Source organism: Halobellus sp. MBLA0158, from assembly GCF_041477585.1.
In the GTDB taxonomy this organism is placed as follows: Archaea; Halobacteriota; Halobacteria; order Halobacteriales; family Haloferacaceae; genus Haloquadratum; species Haloquadratum rubicundus.
Genome location: NZ_JBGNYA010000001.1, coordinates 188,499 through 207,939 on the forward strand (window position 1 = coordinate 188,499; position 19,441 = coordinate 207,939).

Below are 19,441 nucleotides of genomic sequence, written 5' to 3' on the forward strand. Positions count from 1 at the left end.
TTCCGCATCGGCTCGCGGCCGTCCCCGACGATCGGAGTCGGGCCACGGCGACGCGGACGCGGGGCCCCCGGGCTGGCCCGGCCGAGAGCGCCGGTCGAAAAGATTGATAACTGCGAGCGGGTTCACTTCGGGTATGTCCGGCGCGCTCGACGAGGATACGAGAGAGACGCTCGACGCCGGCCGGGAGACCGCCGGCGCGATGCTTCGAGCCGCGCAGAAGGACCTACAGAAGGTCTTCATCGTCTTCCTCGTCGGCTTCCTCGGGACGTTCTACGCGCTCCGCCTCTACGTCTGGGACTTCTTCAAGCGGGTGACCCGCGCGCGGATGTCCGCGCAGGTCAGCGGCGAGGTCTCCATCATCGCCCAGACGCCGTTCGACGTGATCCTCCTGCAGGCGAAGATCGGCCTCGTTGTCGGGATCATCTTCGCGCTCCCGATATTCGTCTACTTCTCGCGGGACGCGCTCAAAGAGCGCGGGCTGTGGCCCTCCTCGCCGATCCCGGCCTGGCAGCTCGGACTCCTCGTCGGCACGATGGGGCTCCTCTTCGCCCTCGGCGTCGGCTACGGCTACTACGTCTTCTTCCCCTTCACCTTCGCGTTCCTGGCGCAGAACGCCCTCTCGGCGGGGTTCACGCCGACCTACTCCATCGTCAAGTGGGCGCAGTTCATCTTCCTGCTGACGGTCTCGTTCGGCCTCGCGAGCCAGCTCCCGCTCGCGATGACCGCGCTCTCCTACGGGGAGATCGTCCCCTACGAGACGTTCCGCGACAAGTGGCGCCACGCCGTCGTCGGCGTCTTCGCCGCCGGCGCGCTGTTCACGCCGCCGGACCCGTTCACCCAGATTATGTGGGCGATCCCGGTGATGACGCTGTACGGCGTCAGCCTCTACCTCGCGAAGGTCGTCACCGTCGCCCGCCGCGGCAGCGAGCAGATGGACGTCGTCGGGAGCGTCCGGGCGCACTGGAACGTCGTCGCGGGCGTCGGCGTCGTCGGCGGACTCGCGGTCTACGCCTTCTTCGAGCGCGGCGGCGTCGCGCTCTTCAACGCCGGGCTCGATCTGATCGGCAGCGACTACGCGGTGTTCGCGCCGGCGTCGACGGCCGTCCTGGCCGGCTACGTCCTGCTCGCGGGCGTCGCCGCCGCGGTCCTCGCCGTCGGCTACGTCGTCTACCGCGACATCGACGAGATGGCCGTCGTCGAGGCCGGCGTGGGCGACCCCTCGGCGATCGACCTCGCGGACCTCGACGCCGGCGGCGTGCGGGCGGCCCCGCCCGAGGTCTTCGCCGAGATGAGCGAGGACGAGGCGATGGCCGCCGCGGGCGACGCCCTCGACGCCGGGAACAAGGAGAAGGCCCAGGCGATCGTCGACCGGTTCGACGCCGACGGCGGGGCCGGCCAAGAGGGCGACGCGGACGGAGCCGCCGGCGCGGCCGCCGCGGGCGGCGCCGAGCAGGCGACTGGAGGAGGGATCGGCAGCCGGGCCCGCCGCGCCGGGAGCGCGTTCTTCGACGAGTACAGCGGCGACGACGCGACCGAGGAGAGCGACGAAACCGACGACGCAGACGACGACTTCGAGGGCTACTACACCGACGTCCAGTTCATCCTCGACTCCCTGACCTCGAACGCGTTCCGCATCGTCGCGGTGTTCATGGCGGTGCTCGCGGTCACGTTCGGCTGGCTCTACACGGGCGGCATCAAGCGCGTCTACGAGGACTTCCTCTCGCGGCTGCCCGCGCAGGTCCGCCCGAACGAGGTGCTCGACGTGGTCGCGCTCCACCCGATGGAGGCGCTGATCTTCGAGGTGAAGTTCTCGACGATCATCGCGGTCATCGTGACGCTCCCGCTCGTGGCCTACTACGCGTGGCCGGCGCTCCGCGAGCGCAACGTCATCAGACAGCGCCGCCGCGCGGTCTTCCTGTGGACCGGCGCGCTCGCCGCGGGGCTGTTGGGCGGTTTCGCGCTCGGCTACACCACGATCGCGCCCTCGGTGATCTCCTGGCTCGTCAACGACACCGTCCGGGCGAACATGGTGATCGCCTACCGCATCACCAACTTCTTCTGGCTCATCTTCTTCACCACCGCCGGCATCGGCATCCTCGCCGACGTCCCGATCCTGATGATCCTCCTCAACAGCGCGGGCGTCGGCTACGAGACGATGCGGAGCCGCTGGCGCGAGGTGACCGTCGGGGTGCTGGCGGTCGCGGCGCTCTTCACGCCGGCGGACGTCCTCACGATGTTCCTCGTGACGATCCCGCTGATGGCCGCCTATATGATCGGCCTAGGCGTCTTGTTCGTGCTCACGCTCGGCGGCCGTCGGGATCTGGCGCCGCCGCGGACGGCCGACGTCTAGAGCGGGCGGACGTGCGCTCACCGAGGCGGAGCGGTTCTCGAAGCACCGCGAGGATCACCGCGACTCTCCGGAGTCAAAGAGATTCGCCAGTAGCGTGTCCTCCGCCTTCCGGAGGTGTCCTTGCAGCGTCGGCCGCGAGATGTCGAGCGTCTCGGCCACGTCTTCGGCCGAACTCTCGCGGGGCCACTCGAAGTAGCCGGCCCGATACGCCACTTCGAGCGCCTCCCGCTGTCTGTCTGTGAGTTCCTCGGCCGCCGTCTCGGCGAGCGCCGTCCCGCAGTCCAGCGACTGCGTCGGATCGCGCTGGCGTTTGGCTTCCAGTCGGGTCTCGGGAAACGCCCGCTGGAGTTCGTCGACCAGCGAGCGCATCTCGCGCTCGGACGGAACCTCGACGGAGCACTCGATGCGGTCCTCGGTGGCGGTCAGTCTGAGGACGTTGAGGCTGCGACCGGCGACGATTCCGATGAGGGATCGCTCCGGGACGGTCCACTCGATGAGGCCGCCCCGATCGTCGGTCTGAATGACTCTGCACCCGCCGTCGGACGCGCCTTCGAGCGCGTCCGCGACGCGGTTCGGGCGGTCGGTGGTCTCGACGTACGCGGTGTCGCCGCGGCCGCCGTCGGTGACGATGGCGCTGAGTTCCAGCCGAGACCCCGTCTCCAGCGTCGCGTCCAGCAGCGGCGCGTCCTCGTCGCTGCTCCGAAGTTCGAGCTCGACGGTCGTCCCGTCGCTGAGCAGCTGGCGGTTCTCGACGGCGTTGATCGCGTGACCGATCGTCAGGCCGAGTTCGGTGAGGACTTCGCGTTCGTGCGTCTCGGTCTCGGCGGAGAGCTCGCGATCAGCACGCAGTCCCAGTGCTCCGTAGACCGTCCGGCGGTAGACCAGCGGCACGACGGCCCAGCTCCCGGACCCGTCCGCGGTCGGGACGTCGATGGCGGACCGGCCCCCGTCCTGGATGTCGTCGCCGCTCAACAGGGCGGACAGCTTGTCGGGGTCGCACGGGTCGCCCGCGACCGTCCAGCGGTCGGCGTCGCCGCTCCACGTCGGAATGTCGGCGACGCAGGCTGTCTGATACAGGCCGCTCTCGGCCAGGTGATCGCACACGGCCCGCTCGATCTCCTCGCGGGAAGCCGCCGAGGCCAACACGCGGTTGACGCCGCGGATGACCGAGTTCAGCTCCTGGAGCCACTGGAGTTCGTCGCGCTGTCGTCTCAGTTGGCGCTCCCGGCGCTTGCGTTCCGTGACGTCCGAGATCAGGAGCGTATGCCCCACGAGGTCGTCGCGTCGGTTCCGGATCGGCGACGTGCGCACCTCGTACACCGAGCCGTCGCGTTCGAACTTCGAGAGCGCGTCGTCGGTGTCGAAGTCGAGCGACTCCGCGTCGACGATCGAGCGGATCGACCGTCCCAGGACCTCATCCGGGGCGGCGTCCAACAGCTCCGAGGCCGCCGGATTGCAGTAGATGACGCGTCGGTCGGTGTCGACGATGACGACGCCCTCTTCCAGGTCCTGTATGGCAGAGCGGCGCCCGAGCTGGCGGGTCGCGGGCACGATGTCGAACAGCCGGTGTCGGAAGATCGCGTATCCGAACGTGGTCCCGGTGACGACGAAGGCGTACGGCGTCAGATCGAGCGTCGGATCCCGCAGCGGCGACAGCCCGGAGACCGTCAACACGCTGGCGATCATCGGCGCGACGGCGCCGACGAAGAGGAGGATCGACTGGTCCAGATACAGCTGTTCGGACACCCAAGCGAGGCGTACGAGAAGCCCCGTTCCGGCGAGTATGAGCCCGTAGGTGTAGACGACGTATACCCAGAACCACGGCCCGAATTCCTGGTCGAGGAGCGCCAGGCCGGCGACCGGATCGAGCGCGTTGTGGACCCACATCAGACCGTGCCACGGATTGGTCCAGACCAGCAGGATCGTCAGCGCCGGCACGACCGACAGAAGCCCGACAGACGTCCGCGTGACCAGCTGTTCCGAGCCGGTGTACTCCATCGCGAACAGCAGCCAGAAGAGCGGCACGAGCGCGGTTCCGATCCACTGCACCTTGTCTATCAGTAGTCTGAACGGCTCGTGCAGCGTCAGCAGCCCGAGGAGATGCGCACCCGAGTAGATGGTGAACACCGCCATCAGCGCGGCGAACGACCGCGTCCCGTGCTCGGCCCGTCGCCAGGCGTACCCAGCGAGGACGGCTGTAACGACTGTCGTGGCGGCGAGCACGAGGACGTGGAACGCGACCACAGTATCGTTCATAGGACGTGCTGGCGCGTCGCGTGGTCCATCGGAAAGTGAGTGGAATGTTAGCATATATGAATAAAAATTTTGCTGTGATCGGAACGGCGCTCGGCAGGGAAATGTGGCTCTCGTGGCAGCGATTCGGGATCGATCGGTCGTTATATCGGACATTAACGCCCACGTCGCGTCGCTAATTTCCGATTAAGCGATCTGTCAACAGAGTCCGCTAGATTTCGGGTTACTGATTTCGACCCGTAGAGTACATCTCAGTCGGGTTTCTGAGCTCCGATCGGAGAGGCATCCCCTTCGGGATGGATTGCCATAGGAGAGACCACAGCAGGAAGAATCCACGGCGAGGAAACGACCCGAATCGGATTTCCGTGGGGCCCGGATGCGACCGCGTCGTCCGCGCTAGCGACGCTACCAGTGTAGCGAGTGGTTCTATTGAAGTCTGTCGACCAGTCGGGGCTATGACAATCCGTGGCAGGGGACCGCGTAGTGACGGGAGCGTACGGCGCGCGCCGTACGCTCCCGACCACAGCGGTCGCGGAGGGCATCGCTCGATCGCGGATCGACGACGGAGTCAGGAAACAGTGCGGGGCGGTCGCGTATGAACCACGACTCGAAGGCGGGGCGTGCGGTAGTCCTCGCAGCGCTCGTAGTGATTTCGATGGTCGCTGCCGGGGTTGGTATCGCCGGGAGCGCAGCGGCGAGCGAATCCACCGGGGAGGGTGCGACCGGCCAGAGCGCAGCGCCTCTCGCGTCGGCGAACAGCATATCAGACGGCAGCGCGAGTGCTTCAGGCGATCTCTCCGGTGCCGCAGAGCCAAGAGACGAGGCCGCACAGGTCGCAGTCACTCCAAGTGATCTCTCGGGGAACGGAACCGCGGACGACCCGTACGTAATTACTAATGCCTCGCAGCTGCAGGCGATGGAAGACGACCTGGACGCTCACTACCGACTGGGCGACGACATCGACGCCTCGAACACCACCACGTGGAACGGTGGGAGGGGATTCGATCCCGTTGGATCCAACACGACGTCGTTCACGGGAACGTTCGACGGAATGGGTCACGACATTACAGGGTTGACCATAGATCGGACTGAAAACAACCTCTCCGCACCGGTGGGTCTTTTCACCCGAGTCGGATCATCGGCACGCATCGAGAATGTTGATTTAGAACAGGTGTCAATCGCTGCGAATCGTTCGCTCGGAAGTCACGGCTTTAGCGGGGATAATCTATATGGTGTAGGTGCGCTCGCTGGGGAGAGCGAGGGAACAGTTCAGGATGTTTCGGTAAGTGGTCAGGTGTCCGGAGCGTACGACGTAGGCGGATTGATCGGAATTAGTTCCGGCTCCGTCAGAAATGTCTCTGCCAGCGCCACGACCGTTGGGACCAACGGGGTGGGGGGACTCATCGGAACGGTGGAGTCGGGCGGCACGGTCGCCGACGTGACGCTTCGTGACCCGACCGTACTGGTGTATCGAGCAGACCAAAATGACAGCCTTCGTTTCTATGGAATCGGTGGCCTCACCGGACGCCTCAACGATGGAAGTCGGATTGAGAACGTAACGGCAGAGGTGAATGTCACTGTGACTCGATCGTCGATTGCAAACCTCTCCGAGGGCTACTATGTAGGTGGATTGGTCGGTGCGAGTGGCGGCACAGTCACGGACGTTCACACGAGCGGCCGAGTGAGAGGATATCTCGATGTGGGAGGGATAATTGGACTCCAAGAGGGGAACACCACGAATATATCGAGTAATGCCACTGTCGTCGGGATTGCCGACATCGGAGGGGTTACCGGACAGCTGAATGACGGAAGGCTCGTTAACGCAACGTCAAGCGGCTACATAGATGGATACCCGTACGACGGTGTCGACGAGGTGCAGTCGGAGGCCTCCGGACTTGGTGGACTCATTGGAGAGACGGCCGGCGGCACCGTTCGGAACGCTTCCAGCAGCGCGACGATCAACGCGTCGTACTCAAGTTCGTCGGGAGGTCTCGTCGGATCGAACGGAGCAACGTTGATTGATGTCACGGCAAGTGGGTATGTGAATGCCACACCCTCGGGATCAGTACCGACGATCAACGAGGATATCGGGGGACTCGCTGGCACGAACAGCGGGACGATTCGAAACGCCACGGCCACCGGTCGCGTGGACGGGGCCTTTGGAGACAGTCGCTCGTTAGGCACTAACAGAATCGGCGGCCTCGTGGGCGATAATTCGGGGACGATCCGGAATGCCTCCGCGACTGGCCGAGTGACGGGTTCCGACAACGTCGGGGGGCTTGCTGGCGAAAGCTCCGGGACGATTCGGATCGCAGCTGCGCGGGGCGACGTCAACGCTTCCAGGTATAGAGTCGGTGGGCTCGTCGGATTATACGAAGGTGATACGATCACGAACACGTCGGCGCGCGGGTCAGTGAATGGTTCGGAACGCGTCGGAGGGCTCGTCGGCGAGAGTCGTGGTAACGGGATCAATCACTCTTTCGCGGTCGGGAACGTCACCGGTTCGAATCTGACAGGTGGAGTCGTGGGATCGAAAGCTGACGAGTTCGATGGCTCAATTCATTCGTATTGGGACATCGAAACGACCGGCCAGGACTCATCCGCTGGCGAAAGAGATAGCTACCAAGATCCCGACGGACTCCAGACCAGCCAGATGACCGGAGAAGCCGCCGAGTCAAATATGACCGAACTGTCGTTTGGGACAGTTTGGTACACTAGGGCGAACGACTACCCAGTCCTCGCGGCGCGGACGGATCCGAGCACGCTGTTCTCGATCGCGAGCGCGAGCGTGGTTGACGCGACCGACGCGAACGGGAACGTCACGACGAACGATGCGATCGAAGTTCGAGCGGATATCGATGGTGTCGTCGACTCCGTCACAGCGAACACCTCATCGTTCGGCGGACCGGAGTCGCTATCCCTCTCCGACGGGGACGGCGACGGGACGTACAATGGCACGTTCACCGTCTCGGCGACGGGCCGAGACGACGACTACCGGATCGAGATTACGGCAACGAATACAAACAGTGTCACATCAGCGGAGACGAATCAGATCCGACTGGATACGAGCCAGCCCGTGTTCAGGTTCGATACCGGCGACGGCATCGTTGATCTCGAAAACAACGACGGAGAAGTCGGTGACGGAGATCGGGTCGGCGTCAATATCACCGCCTACGACACCGACTCCGGGCTAGCGACCCTCCAAGCGAGCGCGTCCGACTTCGGTGCCGGTTCGGTCACGCTGACCGAGTACCGAGACGGCAGTTACACCGGCACATTCACCGTCGACGCGGCGAACGCATCGTCGGACGGATCGTACGCCGTCAGTGGATCGGCCACGAACGGCGTCGGCCAAACGACGACCGCCACGTCCGACGACCTCGTGCTAAACACGTCGCGAACGCCTTCGGATTCGACCCCACCGGTGCTCACTAACGCGACCATCACCGACTTCGGGAATCCGTTCGCCGACTTCTACGTGAACGACGGCGACGAGGTGTTCATCAACGTCACAGTCACCGACTCGGGCGGCAGCGGTGTCGTGAGCGTCGAAGCCGACGCGAGCGGCTTCGGTGCTGGGACGGTGAATCTCACCGACGGGGATAACGATAGCGTCTACAACGCCACGTTCACCGTCAACGGCTCCAGGGTCTCCGGGGAAGACTTGATCATCAGGCCCGAGATCACCGCAACCGACGGTGCAGGGTACAGTAACAGTACAAAACCGGAAGACAAGGTCGGGAACAGAGTGTATCTGGACACGGTTCCACCAGAAGCGAACCTCACCGCCAATCGGACAACTATCCAACCGGGAGACGCGATCAGGCTCAACGCCAGTGGATCGAGCGATGGCAGCTTCCGTGACCTCGAATCCATCCGCTGGGACTTCGACGGCGACGGCACCGTCGAACAGTCTGGGTCATTTTCGAGAAATTCGGAGGTCACATACCAGTACGTCTCGGCAGGCACGTATGCAGCCGAAGTCAACGTGAGTGACGACGCCGGCAACACGAACACCACGTCGATCACCATCGACGTGAGCGAGACGAACCGGGCGCCGACGGCGACCGACGACGGCTACACCACCTCGGAAGATGTGCCGCTGACCGTCGACGCGTCCCGGGGCGTGTTAGCGAACGACACGGATCCGGACGGCGACTCGCTGACTGCGACGCTCGCGAGCGGGCCGACGAACGGGACGCTCTCGCTGAATGCAAACGGGAGCTTCACCTACACCCCGGATCAGAACTTCGCCGGAACCGATTCGTTCACCTACAACGCCAGCGACGGCGAATTCAACAGCACCGCGACGGTCACAGTAACGGTATCCCCGGTGAACGACGCGCCGGTCGCACGCGACAATAACTATACCGTCAGCGAGAGCACCGACCGCAGCGACTCGGTGTTGAGCGTCTCGGAACCGGGAGTGCTGGGGAACGACTCCGATCCGGAGAATGACACGCTGGCCGCGGCGCTCGTGAGCGGCCCGACGAACGGGAGCCTCACGCTCTACGCGAACGGGAGCCTCCGCTACACGCCAGAGCAGGGCTTCGTCGGCACGGATTCCTTCACCTACAACGCCACCGACGGACGGGCGAACGACACGGCCACAGTCACGATCAGCGTGACCGGGACGAACCAGGCGCCGACGGCGGACGACGACAGCTACACCACGACCGAGAACGAGACGCTGAACGTCACGGATCCGGGCGTCCTGGACGACGATCAGGATCCGGACGACGGAGACACCCTCACCGCTGTCGTGGATACCGGCCCGGAGAACGGAACGCTGGATCTCAACGCGACCGGCGGCTTCTCGTACGATCCGAACCCCGGCTTCAACGGCACGGATTCGTTCACCTACAACGCCAGCGACGGACAGGCGAACGACACCGCGACCGTCACCATCACCGTCGAGCCGTCGGGGCCGAGTGATTCGACGCCCCCGGCGCTCTCGAATCCGACGCTGACCGACGCGAGCGACGGCGACGGCTACGTCGCCGACGACGACCGGATCGCCGCGGCGGTCACAGTCACCGACAGCGGCGGGAGCGGCCTCGACGGGGTCGGCGTCAACGCCGGCCGGTTCGGCGCCGGGACCGTGAACCTCACCGACGCCAACGGCGACGACACCTACAACGCCACGTTCCGCGTCGACGACACCGACGCCGGAAACGACGGAACGGTCACGCCGCTCTTCCGCGCCGTCGACAACGCGAGCAACATAAACACCACGAGCGGGCCCTCGCTCACCCTGGACACCGAGCCGCCAACGGCGAGCGTCACCGCCAACCGAACGTCGATCGCGCCGGGAGAGACGGTTCGGTTCAACGCGAGCACCTCCACCGACAACCTCGCCGACGGACTCTCCCACCACCGATGGGACTTCGATTCCGACGGCGGGATCGACGCGAACAGGTCCTTCGATGACACCGCGACCGTCGCACACGCGTTCCAGTCGAACGGGACGTATGCGGTCGAACTCACCGTCTCGGACCGCGCCGAGAATACAAACACCACGTCGATCACCGTCGACGTGAAAGAAGCGAATCGGGCGCCGACGGCGGACGACGACGGGTACAACACGCCGGAGAATACCACGCTGACCGTCGACGCGTCCCAAGGCGTGTTAGCGAACGACACGGATCCGGACGGCGACTCGCTGACCGCGACGCTCGTGAGTAGCCCCGCGAACGGAAGCCTCTCGCTGGATGCGAACGGGGGCTTCACTTACGTCCCGAACCAGAGCTTCGTCGGCACCGACTCCTTCACCTACAACGCCACCGACGGCGAATTCAACAGTACCGCAACGGTCACGATCAGCGTCACGGCGACGAACAGCGCACCGATCGCGCGTAACGACAGTTACACTGCGAGCGAGAACACGACGCTGGGCGTTTCAGCACCGGGCGTCCTCTTCAACGACTCCGATCCGAACAACGATTCACTCGCGGTCGGCATAGTGGACGGTCCGGACAACGGAACGCTGATCCTCAACGCGAGCGGAAGCTTCGCGTACACGCCCGACTCTGGCTTCACCGGATCCGACTCCTTCACGTACGACGCCAGCGACGGACAGGCCAACGACACCGCGACCGCCACCATCACGGTCGAGCCGTCGGAGCCGGATGATTCAACGTCTCCGGCTCTCACAATTCCAACCCTCAGCGACCTGAGTGACGGCGACGGCTACGTCGCCGACGGGGATCTGATCGGTGCAGTGGTAACGGTCGACGACGCCGGCGACAGCGGGATCGCGAACGTCTGGATCAACGCGAGCCGGTTCGGCGCCGGAAACGTCACCCTCACCGACGGCAACGACGATAGCGTCTACAACGCCACGTTCGCCGTCGACGACTCGAACGCGGGGGGAGACGGGAGCGTTACCCCGACGTTCTACGCTGCGGACGGTGCAGGCAACGACAATTCGACGTCCGGGCCCTCGCTGATCCTCGATACGACCGCTCCGGGCGTGTCGATCGACGCCAGCAATATGACCGTCGGAATCGGCGAGACGGTCGACTTCGCTGCGTTCGCGGGCGACCCGTCGTCGATCGAGAGCTACGACTGGCAGCTCGGTGACGGAACGGACGCCAGCGGACCGACGGTGAACCACTCATACGCCGCCGCGGGGACGTACACGGTCGAACTCACAGTCACCGACGGCGCGGGGAACACGGAGACCTCGACCACCATAATAACGGTCGAAACCGAGGATCAGCCGGCGGCGCCACCATCGGAGCCGGTCGTCAGCGCGCCCGAAGACCAGCAATACGTGCCCAGCGTGGGCGGAACCCCAGAGATCAGCTACAACGCCACGGGCGTCATCGATCCCGCGGACGTCGGCCTCGTGGTGCGGAACGCGACCGCTGGCAACGACACCGTCGTCGCGAGCGCGACGCCCGATAGCGACGAAGGGGTCGAAGAAGTGCGGATCCCCGGCGGCACGCTCTCGGGAGACGTCACGCTGAACGTCACGCTCGTGAACACAACTGAGGAGAGGGTCTACGCGTCTGATCTGGTGAACCTCACCGCGGTGACCGCACCGGCGATCCTCACGCCCGCGAACGGCACCTACGATCCGACGGCCGAGACCACGATCGGAACGTTCCACGTCGCGGAGGGCGTCATCGCGTCCGGAGACGTCGGCATCCGCCTGCGGAACGTCACCGGGACCAACGACACCGTGGTCGCGAGGAACACGTCCGTGCCGCCGATCGGGAACGCCAACACGACAGTCCCGTCCAGAGCACTCGCCGGCAACGTCACGCTGCGGGCCGAGTTGTACAACACCTCCAACGGAAGCACGGCAGCCGCCGGGCTGGTGAACCTCACGACGACGACGACGGACGGGGACGACGAGGCGGACGGCGGCGTGGACGAGCCCGCACCGACCGTCCTCGTCCCGGGTGATAGCACGTACGACCCCACCGAGGAACTCAACGTCGGGATCGAGTACAACGCGACGGGATTCGTCGCGCCCGACGACATCGAGATTCGGTTCCGGAACGCGACCGCTGGCAACGGCACGGTCGTCGCGACAGCGACGCCCGAAAGCGCGAGCGGGAGCGCGGGAGTCACGATCCCCGCCGGCACGCTCGCCGGCGACGTCACCATCAACGTCACCCTCGCGAACGGCACGACAGACGTCGTCTACGCGTCCGGGCTGGTGACCTTCACCGCCGAGACGGTCGACGGCGGAGGTGGCGGAGGTGGCGGAGGTGGCGGAGGTGAGGGTAGCGCTCCGCCCGCGCCGGCGATCTTCGCGCCGGCGAACGACACCTACAATCCGGACGTCACGTTCAATTTCACGGCGTTATACAACGCCACGGGCGTCATCGCACCGGCGGACGTCGGCGTCCGCCTCCGGAACGTCACTGACGGCAATTCGACTGTCGTGGCGAGAAACACCACCCTCTCGGATCTCGGCGAAGCCCGGCTGCGAGTCGAAGCCGGCGCGCTCGACGGCAACGTCACCGTGCGGACCGAGCTCTACAACACGACGAACCCCGGTACCACGGCGGCCGAGGGGATCACCAATCTGACCGTCGGCGCGGCCGACGCGGCGCCGACCGCCTTGCCGTCCGTCCCCTCGACGGCGAGCGTGAATCAGTCGGTCACGCTCGACGGACGGCCGTCCGTCGACGACGGCGCCATCGCGAACTACAACTGGACCGTCGTGGCGCCGAACGGGAACGTGACCGACCTCACGGGAGCGAGGGCGACGTTCGTCCCGAATCAGACCGGGACGTACAACGTCACTCTCACTGTCACTGACGACGCGGGCAAGACCGACAGCGAGAACCGAACCATCGAAGTCTCCGGCGGGCCGTTCGTCGTCGCGTCGAGCCTGAGCCACGTCGGCGGCGCACAGCCCGACTTGGCCAACGTCGGCCTGCGCGCGGAGTTCTCCAGCGGGCTCCTCCAAGTCCAGCTCAGAAACGAGTCCTACGTCGGCCGCGAAGCGGGCGAGCCGGGCGGCAACTACGAACTCGACGGACTCGGCGTCACCGACTCCACCCGAATCCGGGTGAACGTCACCGTCGCGAATTTCACGCCGCGGGTCCTGATCGGCTCCGCCCGCAACGTGACTTGGTCGCGGACGCGCACCGCCGACGGCGACTGGCGGCTCTCGATCGCGGGATCGCCGGCGGAGGTCCACTCGTACTTCGAGAATGGAACCGGTCCGGAGGAGTGGAACGGATCGCTGGTCGCGACGGAGTCACAGAATCGGACCATCTCCTACGCCGTCGACGGACTTTCGACGGTCTCGCCCGCGTACCGCGAGCGGCTGAACGGCAGCGTCTTCATCACCGACGCCCAGCGGTTCGGAGCGCCGACGTACAACGCCTCGGCGACCCCGGATCGGGTGGAACTGGAGGTCGCGGCGCCGCACTACGAGACCGACGGCGAGACCGTCAATGAGGGCTTCTTCGAGGCGTACCTCCCCCCGTCGCTGCTCGACGAGTGGGGCGTGAGTACCTCGGATCTCGTCGGGACGTTCAACGGATCGCGCCGGGATGCCACCGTCTCGGCCGTTTCGGGCGGGGGCGCGGCGATCGCGTTCAACGTCACCTACTCCGAGGGGACCGCCGCAGTGACGTACGACACGTCGAACGAGACAACCGACGCGCCGATCGCGAGCAACGACAGCTACGCCGTCAAGCGGAACGCGACCCTGTCGGTCGCCGAGCCGGGCGTGCTCGGCAACGACTCCGATCCGGCGGGCGATCTGAACGCGTCGGTCGTCGACGGGCCGGAAAACGGATCGCTCACCCTCTACGAGAACGGTTCGTTCGCCTACGATCCCGACGAGGCGTTCGTCGGCACCGACTCGTTCACCTACGAGGCGACGAACGAAAGCGGCGGGACGGACAACGCGACCGTGGTCGTCAGGGTCGTCGCTCCCCGGCCCGCTGACGTCGTTTCCGCGGTCGAGGTCGACGGTACGATCGAACTGGTGACCAACCGATCCGCCGCCGTCCGGCCGGGATCGCTGCGGGTTCGGCTCGATGGGACCGAGGTGTACAACGCCTCCGACAGATCGACTGCGGGGCCGGTCGGCGGAGTCACCGTCACGCCCGCGGCCGGGAACGCCAGCGCGCGTCACACCGTTGTGCTGACGAGCGGCGGCGACGCGGTCGAAGTCGATCCCGTCCGGAATCTGTCGGTGTCGCTGACGCTGAATGCGACGACGGCGGGCGTCACCGCCACGAGTCGGGTGTCCGAGGAGGTGACCGTCACCGGCGCGGTCGTCAAGGAAAGCGGCGGATTCGACAGCTCTGAGGATGCCCAGCGTATCTACCAGGGGACTCCGCTGGCCGTGCAGTCGGACGTCTCCGGGCCGAACACGGTCCTGTACTTCGATACCACCGGACAGATGCTCTCGACCGGGCCGAATAGTACCGTGCTGGCTCTGAACACGTCCGAATTCGGATTCAACGTCGGCGAGACGACGGGAGTCGAGTTCGCTGACGACGGCGGGAAGGTCGAGTACTTCGAGCTCGCCGACCTCGGCTGGTCGGTCGCCGTCGCCGACGCGACCGTCACCACCGATCAAGTCGTCGAGGCCACCGTCTCGGCCAACCGGGGCGGAGAACCGTTCACCGCGACAGTGACCGACGCGAACGGCGACATCGTGGCGACGAAGCAACTGACACTGGACGGCGACGGTAGTACGACGGTGACGTTCGACCCGGCCACCGTCGACGGGCTCGACGCCGGCGGGACATACACCGTGACGGCGACCGACGATCGAACCGGCAACGTCGCCACGGACACGGTCGAGATCATCGAGCCGGCGTTCTTCGACGTCGCGATCGACTCGACGAACGCGCCGGTAGTCGCGGGCGAGAACCTCACCGTCGACGTGACCGTCTCCAACACGGGCGGCGAGGGCGGCAGTCGAACGATCTCCCTGCTCGTCGACGGCACGGAGCGAAACAACACGTCGGTCGAGGTCGCGGCGGACGGCTCCGAGTCCGTGTCCCTCGCGTGGAACACGACCGGCGCCGACGCCGGCGACTACGTCGTCGAGGTCGCGAGCGAAGATGATACGACGACGGAGACCGTGACCGTGGAGGTCCCGGGGCCGAACATCACCGTCGATTCCGCGTCGCTCTCGACGGGAACGATCACAGTCGGAGAGACACCTACTGTCACCGCGACGGTGACCAATAGGGGAGCAGTGGAAGCTACAGAGCGCATCGCACTGTCCGCAGACGAGACGCCGCTCGCGATTCAGGAAGTGACACTGGGAGCCAGCAACACGACCGAAATCACCTTCGCCGAGTACGGCGCGTCGCTCGATCCCGGCACCTACGAGATTCGCGTCGGGAATCAGAGTGCGGGAACGCTCACCGTCGAGGAGTCGTCGTCGGGGACCGGAGCGCCCGGGTTCGGCGTCGGCACCGCCGTCGGGGCGCTCGCCCTCGTCGTCCTGTGGACGCGGAGACGGCGCTGACGTCTCACGCCGTCATACGCTACAACAGGAGGTCTTCCCAGTCTTCGGGGTGCTCGCTCGGATCGAGCGTGACCGGCTCCAGGCGGCGCGCGCCCTTCACCGTTCGCGTGCCCGACACGCCGGGGGCCGCGAACCGCGGCTCGGCCTCCACGGCCCGGTCCTCGAACGCCAGGACGCCGTCGAGCGCGGCGCCGATCGGCACGCAGACGGTGAAGCCGTCGGCGCCCTCGACCTGGAGGTGGGTCGTCTCGTCGGGGACGTCGGCCGCGACGAGCAGCGAGCCGACCGCGAGGCCGCTCCAGCCGTCGGCGACGAGGTCGCCCGACGAACAGCGGAATTGCCCCTCGATCGCGGTCGTCTCGTAGTCGTGGTCGGGCGGGAGCGGCACGGGAATCCGGACGGTGCTCTCGCCGGTCACCGTGACGTGCGCCTCAGCCGTCTCCATCATCTGTCGGCGGATCTTGGCAGTCCGCGGATTTAGTCCCTGCCCCCGCCGTCCGCCGCGCCGGCGCCGAGAGCGAACGCCTAAATATTCGCGAGAGAATCCTCGGATATGGCCAAGATAAGCGTAGAGATCCCCGACGAGCTGCTCGCGGACCTCGACGAGCACGTCGGCGACGACGGGAAGTTCGTCAACCGCAGCGACGCGGTCCGGGCCTCGATCCGCAAGACGCTGGATATGCTGGACGACATCGACGCCCGACACGGGCGGTTGGACGATGAGTGAGCGGTCCCAGGTCGGCTCGGTCGCGCTCGTCGCGCTGTTCGTGACGGCGCTGACGACGGCGCAGCTGACCGCCTCGAAGCTGCTCGCCTTTTCGCTGCCGGTCGAACTGCCGGTCACGGGCGCGATCATCATCCTCCCCGGAGCGGCGCTGGCGTACGCGCTGACCTTCTTCGCGTCGGACTGTTACTCCGAGCTGTACGGGCGCCGCGCCGCGCAGGTGATGGTCAACGTCGGCTTCGTGATGAACTTCGTCCTCCTGGCGCTGGTCTGGAGCACGATCCTCGCGCCGGCGGCCAACCCCGAGTCGGCCTCGCAGTTCCGCGCGGTGCTCGCGCCGGGGACGAACATCGTCCTCGGGAGCCTGCTGGCCTACGTCGTGAGCCAGAACTGGGACGTGCTCGTGTTCCACCGCATCCGCGAGGCGACCGGCGAGTCGATGCTGTGGCTCCGGAACATCGGCTCGACCGCGACGAGCCAGGCGATCGACACGGTGATCTTCGTCGGCGTCGCGTTCTACGTCGCGCCGCGGGTGCTCGGCTTCGGCCCGCGGTTCGAGATTCCCGTGATCCTCTCGCTGATCGTCGGCCAGTACCTCCTGAAACTGCTCATCGCGCTCGTGGACACGCCGTTCGTCTACGCCGTGGTCGCGGCGCTCGGCGGATCGCAGATCGGAGCGGACGACGAGGGCTGGGCGCCCGAGTGAGCTCGGAACTTAGGCTTACGCCGCGTCGTCGCCGTTGAGAACCTCGGCGAAGCCGTAGTTCGCCTTGACGTCGTCGACGCGGATCCGGACCGACTCGCCGGTCTCGACGCCCGGCACGAACAGCGTGTAGCCGTCGATCTTGACGACGCCGTCGCCCTCGCTGCCCACGTCGTCGACGACGACGTCCAGTTCGTCGCCTTCCGAGACGGGCGCGGTGACGCGGTGTTTGCCGACGAGATACAGTTCCGACGAGGAGTCCCGCGAGGCGTCCGGACGGATCGTGCGGACGTACTCGAACTCCGCGTCGATGTCGTCTTTCAGCTCCTCCAGGTCGGGCCCGTCGAAGACCTTCGCGGCGAAGTCGCCGCCCGCGGGCAGGAGGTCGAGCGCGACCTCCAGGGCCTGGCGCGCGAGGTGGACGGACCGGGCGTGATCCAGCGAGTACTCGCCGGTCATATTCGGCGCCATATCCGAGACGACCGCGTCGGCGCCGTCGTCGCCGACGCGCTCTCTGAGCTCGGTTTTGGTCTCTTCGTCGGTCATATCGCCGCGGATCGTCTCGACGTTCGCCAGGTCGAGGTCGCGGATGCGCTGGAAGTCGACGCCGACGACGGTGCCCTCGGTCCCGACGGCCTCGCTCGCGACCTGGAGCCACCCACCGGGGGCGGCGCCGAGGTCGACGACGGTGTTGCCGGGGCCGAACAGCCCCGCCTGCCGGTCGAGCTGCTTCAGTTTGTACGCCGAGCGGGCGCGGTAGCCCTCCTGTTTGGCCTTGTTGTAGTATTCGTCCTTCCCCGCCATCGTCAGGTCACCGGGGACCGTCGCGGCTCCCCGTCGCGTGAAATACCGGTCATAACCGTCTCCACGCCACCGACGCTGAAATGGGTGCCGACTCGACCGTGAATCGACCGTCCGGCGCGGAAGTCGGCCACTGCGCTCGCGTCGCGCGCGCGATGAACCAAGAGTATTTTTAAGCCCGCTGTTCGTACCTCCGCGCATATGTTCAAGGCCATCGTGGGCGCGTCGACGCTGCAGGACGCGCTGGACTCGGTGAGCGTGCTGGTCGACGAGTGTAAGATCCGGCTGAACGAGGACGAACTGGCGATCCGCGCGGTCGACCCCGCGAACGTCGGGATGGTGGATCTCTCGCTCGACGCGGCGGCGTTCGAGTCCTACGAGGCCGACGGCGGCGTGATCGGCGTCAACCTCGCGAAGCTGGAGGACTTCGTCGGGATGGCCAGCGGCGACCAGCTCGTCGAGCTCGAACTCGACGAGGAGACCCGAAAGCTAAACATCCGAATGGACGGCCTCTCCTCGACGCTCGCGCTCATCGACCCCGACTCCATCCGCCAGGAGCCCGATATCCCGGATCTTGATCTCTCCGCGGAGATCGTCCTGGAGGGCGCCCAGCTGGACCGCGGGATCAAGGCCGCCGACATGGTCTCCGATCACGTCCGGCTCCGCGTGGACGCCGACGAGGAGGCCTTCCACATCGAGGCCCAGGGCGACACCGACGACGTCGACTTCGAGCTCGACGCCGACGACCTGATCGCGCTCACCGCCGGCGCGGCCGACTCGCTGTTCTCGCTGGACTACCTGAAGGACATGAACAAGGCGATCCCGAAGGACGCCGAGGTGACGATCGAGCTCGGCGAGGAGTTCCCGGTGAAGATCCACTACGCGGTCGCGGAGGGCCAGGGCAACATCACGTACATGCTCGCGCCCCGGATCCAGAGCGAATAGGTACGCTCACCCGCGGTGGCGGTCGATGACGCGCTTTGCCGCCTCGGCCTTCTCCTTCCAGCCGTATCCCGCCTCGTAGACGTGGCGCTTCGAGTCGACGAGCGCCGCGGGCGAGGGCTCCTCGAAGCCGCCGCGGGCCCACGCGCCGCTGTCTTCGAGCCACTCGATCACGTTCTCGCGGGTCTCGGACCACGAGAGCCCGACCATCTCGTACCACGCGATCATCGCGAACACCGCGTTGTCGTGGCAGCCGGGGACGCTCCCTCTGGTGTACAGGGTCCGCATCGGCTCGCGGGTCGGCTCTGCGACCTGCTCGCGGAACTCCGCGGCGGTCCGGAGGCGGAGCACGTCGTTGTTCTCCGTCACCCGCTCGTCGCGCTTGAGGCGTTCGAGCGCCGAGCGGTGGAGCGCGCCCCACTCGCCGTCGACGGCGTCGTAGAGGTCCGCCTCCGCGACGGGGCCGGCCGAGAGCCGGGCGACGATGTCGGTGTAGGCCTTCTCGACGTCGGGCCAGGGCGTGCCCTCGAAGTCGCAGTCGGCGTCGTGGAGGCTGTTCGTGGCCCGGCAGTCGGGACACGGGTAGTCGAAGCGCGGCACAGGGAAAGAAGGGCGGCGGCCGGTCTTAGGTGCCACGGTGTGGGCGATGCGTCCGCGGGCGGGCGACGGAGAGAGGCGTCCGATCGTCGTGTTTATTCGGCGGCG

At 66.2% G+C, this 19,441-nt stretch carries 9 protein-coding genes and 1 pseudogene; 6 read left to right on the forward strand and 4 right to left on the reverse strand.

Translation table 11 applies throughout. From position 1 onward, the window contains the following. The first annotated feature begins 133 nt into the window (after nucleotides 1-133). Nucleotides 134-2,350: a twin-arginine translocase subunit TatC gene (gene tatC, locus OS889_RS00940; protein ID WP_372386609.1), complete on the forward strand. Its 2,217-nt coding sequence runs from the start codon at nucleotides 134-136 to the stop codon at nucleotides 2,348-2,350. A gap of 54 nt (nucleotides 2,351-2,404) precedes the next feature. Here the strand turns inward: tatC and OS889_RS00945 are convergent, their stop codons facing one another. Beyond that, a complete protein-coding gene (locus OS889_RS00945) occupies nucleotides 2,405-4,606 on the reverse strand; it encodes a histidine kinase N-terminal 7TM domain-containing protein (protein ID WP_372386610.1) in 2,202 nt (733 codons plus the stop codon). Between the two features lie 1,048 nt (nucleotides 4,607-5,654). Between OS889_RS00945 and OS889_RS00950 the strand changes: the two are divergent. Both OS889_RS00950 and OS889_RS00955 read left to right on the forward strand, forming a co-directional pair. Beyond that, nucleotides 5,655-6,743, forward strand: a pseudogene (locus OS889_RS00950) (GLUG motif-containing protein); the annotation flags it as partial. A gap of 513 nt (nucleotides 6,744-7,256) precedes the next feature. After that, the gene (locus OS889_RS00955; RefSeq protein WP_372391497.1) at nucleotides 7,257-15,566 is read left to right on the forward strand and encodes a beta strand repeat-containing protein; all 8,310 of its coding nucleotides are present in this window, start codon (nucleotides 7,257-7,259) and stop codon (nucleotides 15,564-15,566) included. 19 nt (nucleotides 15,567-15,585) lie between these two features. Here OS889_RS00955 and OS889_RS00960 read toward each other — a convergent pair whose 3' ends face one another. Continuing rightward, nucleotides 15,586-16,014, reverse strand: a complete 429-nt coding sequence (locus OS889_RS00960; RefSeq protein ID WP_372386611.1) for a molybdopterin-binding protein — start codon at nucleotides 16,012-16,014, stop codon at nucleotides 15,586-15,588. A 105-nt stretch (nucleotides 16,015-16,119) separates the two neighbouring features. Here OS889_RS00960 and OS889_RS00965 point away from each other — a divergent pair, with 105 nt between their 5' ends. Beyond that, nucleotides 16,120-16,293: a ribbon-helix-helix domain-containing protein gene (locus OS889_RS00965; protein ID WP_372386612.1), complete on the forward strand. Its 174-nt coding sequence runs from the start codon at nucleotides 16,120-16,122 to the stop codon at nucleotides 16,291-16,293. Continuing rightward, nucleotides 16,286-16,996 (forward strand): queuosine precursor transporter, encoded by a 711-nt coding sequence (locus OS889_RS00970; RefSeq protein ID WP_372386613.1) that lies wholly within the window; start codon nucleotides 16,286-16,288, stop codon nucleotides 16,994-16,996. The genes OS889_RS00965 and OS889_RS00970 overlap by 8 nt, the downstream gene beginning before the upstream one ends. Before the next feature lie 15 nt (nucleotides 16,997-17,011). On the opposite strand, the gene OS889_RS00975 is transcribed toward OS889_RS00970, so the two are convergent. Continuing rightward, on the reverse strand, nucleotides 17,012-17,797 hold the full coding sequence (locus tag OS889_RS00975) for a 23S rRNA (uridine(2552)-2'-O)-methyltransferase (RefSeq protein WP_372386614.1): 786 nt from the start codon (nucleotides 17,795-17,797) through the stop codon (nucleotides 17,012-17,014). Between the two features lie 198 nt (nucleotides 17,798-17,995). On the opposite strand from OS889_RS00975, the gene OS889_RS00980 reads away from it, so the two are divergent. Continuing rightward, nucleotides 17,996-18,739: a DNA polymerase sliding clamp gene (locus OS889_RS00980; protein WP_372386615.1), complete on the forward strand. Its 744-nt coding sequence runs from the start codon at nucleotides 17,996-17,998 to the stop codon at nucleotides 18,737-18,739. Between the two features lie 6 nt (nucleotides 18,740-18,745). Here the strand turns inward: OS889_RS00980 and OS889_RS00985 are convergent, their stop codons facing one another. Continuing rightward, the gene (locus OS889_RS00985; protein WP_372386616.1) at nucleotides 18,746-19,336 is read right to left on the reverse strand and encodes a DUF7474 family protein; all 591 of its coding nucleotides are present in this window, start codon (nucleotides 19,334-19,336) and stop codon (nucleotides 18,746-18,748) included. Between the last annotated feature and the right edge of the window lie 105 nt (nucleotides 19,337-19,441).

Coding starts and splice junctions, on each gene's coding strand:
- tatC (WP_372386609.1), top strand. CDS start 134: ATGTCCGGCGCGCTCGACGAGGATACGAGAGAGACGCTCGACGCCGGC.
- OS889_RS00945 (WP_372386610.1), bottom strand. CDS start 4,606: ATGAACGATACTGTGGTCGCGTTCCACGTCCTCGTGCTCGCCGCCACG.
- OS889_RS00955 (WP_372391497.1), top strand. CDS start 7,257: ATGACCGGAGAAGCCGCCGAGTCAAATATGACCGAACTGTCGTTTGGG.
- OS889_RS00960 (WP_372386611.1), bottom strand. CDS start 16,014: ATGATGGAGACGGCTGAGGCGCACGTCACGGTGACCGGCGAGAGCACC.
- OS889_RS00965 (WP_372386612.1), top strand. CDS start 16,120: ATGGCCAAGATAAGCGTAGAGATCCCCGACGAGCTGCTCGCGGACCTC.
- OS889_RS00970 (WP_372386613.1), top strand. CDS start 16,286: ATGAGTGAGCGGTCCCAGGTCGGCTCGGTCGCGCTCGTCGCGCTGTTC.
- OS889_RS00975 (WP_372386614.1), bottom strand. CDS start 17,797: ATGGCGGGGAAGGACGAATACTACAACAAGGCCAAACAGGAGGGCTAC.
- OS889_RS00980 (WP_372386615.1), top strand. CDS start 17,996: ATGTTCAAGGCCATCGTGGGCGCGTCGACGCTGCAGGACGCGCTGGAC.